Below are 1,259 nucleotides of genomic sequence, written 5' to 3'. Positions count from 1 at the left end.
TGATGGATGCCGACATGCAGGATCCGCCAAGTCTGCTCCCGGAGATGCTCGGTATACTTGAGCAGGGAGAATATGACAGTGTGGCGACCAGAAGAGTCACCAGAAAGGGCGAGCCGCCGATAAGATCATGGTTTGCGCGGATGTTCTACAAGATCATCAACAAGATATCCGACTCCGATGTCGTGGATGGCGCCAGGGATTTCAGGCTTATGAAGGCAGAGATGAAGGATGCCATCGTGTCGATGTGCGAGTACAACAGATTCTCCAAGGGAATATTTGGCTGGATCGGGTTCAGGACAAAATGGCTGGAATACGAGAATGTGGAGAGAGTTGCGGGCGAGACGAAGTGGAACTTCTGGAAGCTTTTCAAATACGCACTGGACGGAATAATCAACTTCTCCGAGGCGCCGATGAGTATAGCTTCAGGATTTGGAATATTTTGTACATTTGTCTCATTTGTCATGATGCTGTTCTTCTTCATAAGAAAGCTGGTGTGGGGAGACCCTGTTGCGGGATGGCCGTCACTTGTGTGCATCATACTGTTTATATCAGGACTCCAGTTCCTGTGCATAGGAATAATGGGCAAATATATCGCCAAGACATATATGGAGACCAAGGGAAGACCACATTATATAATTTCCGACACCAATAAAGACGACGTGAATAAGATAAATTGATAACATTATGAAGCTGTATTGTGATGGAATGATTATGATACAGCTTTATTTGGATGATAAGACGTTTTATGTAATATTTACATCCGTTACAGGTACATATAGTTGTAATTTGACTACTTGATAGCTTATAATTTAGATGATACTGTTTTAGTCAAATGGGGCTTATGTTTGGTAGACATGGGGGTAACATGCAATGAATCTTACAGTAAAATGTCCATCCTGCGGCGGTGTTGTGGTACTGAATCCTAAGACGAGGCAGCTGCAGTGTACGCAGTGTGATTCGGTGATCAGCAGAGGCATAGGAGAAGAAAACTCTGCCATGGTCAGGAATGAGGATGGAGAGCTTGTAGATAAGAGAAGCTATAAGGCAATTCAGAAGATTGCCAGAATAAAAAGATACATAACTGATGCCACGGATACGATATACACATTGGATGAGATCAATATTGGAAAGGATGATGAATCACCAAGGTATATGGATATGAATCTATATGAATGTACATCCTGTGGTGCAAGACTTATGGTGAAATCCACGGAAACTTCCAGTTTCTGTGCGTATTGTGGGCAGCCGATGATATTGGT

The 1,259-nt window shown here is 43.4% G+C and carries 1 protein-coding gene and 1 pseudogene; both read left to right on the top strand.

Annotated elements, in window-relative coordinates; translation table 11 throughout:
* The coding region (locus tag ABUA34_RS14305) for a glycosyltransferase (protein ID WP_349823545.1) at positions 1-677 on the top strand (677 nt) is incomplete at its 5' end.
* Between the two features lie 193 nt (positions 678-870).
* Positions 871-1,259 (top strand): annotated as a pseudogene (locus tag ABUA34_RS14300) (hypothetical protein); the annotation flags it as partial.

Source organism: Coprococcus sp. RTP21428st1_C9_RTP21428_210409 (assembly GCF_040227395.1).
GTDB classification, from domain to species: domain Bacteria; phylum Bacillota; class Clostridia; order Lachnospirales; family Lachnospiraceae; genus Coprococcus; species Coprococcus aceti.
The sequence above is the reverse complement of the archived record's forward strand: the minus strand, read 5'-3'. Positions and strand labels throughout refer to the sequence as shown.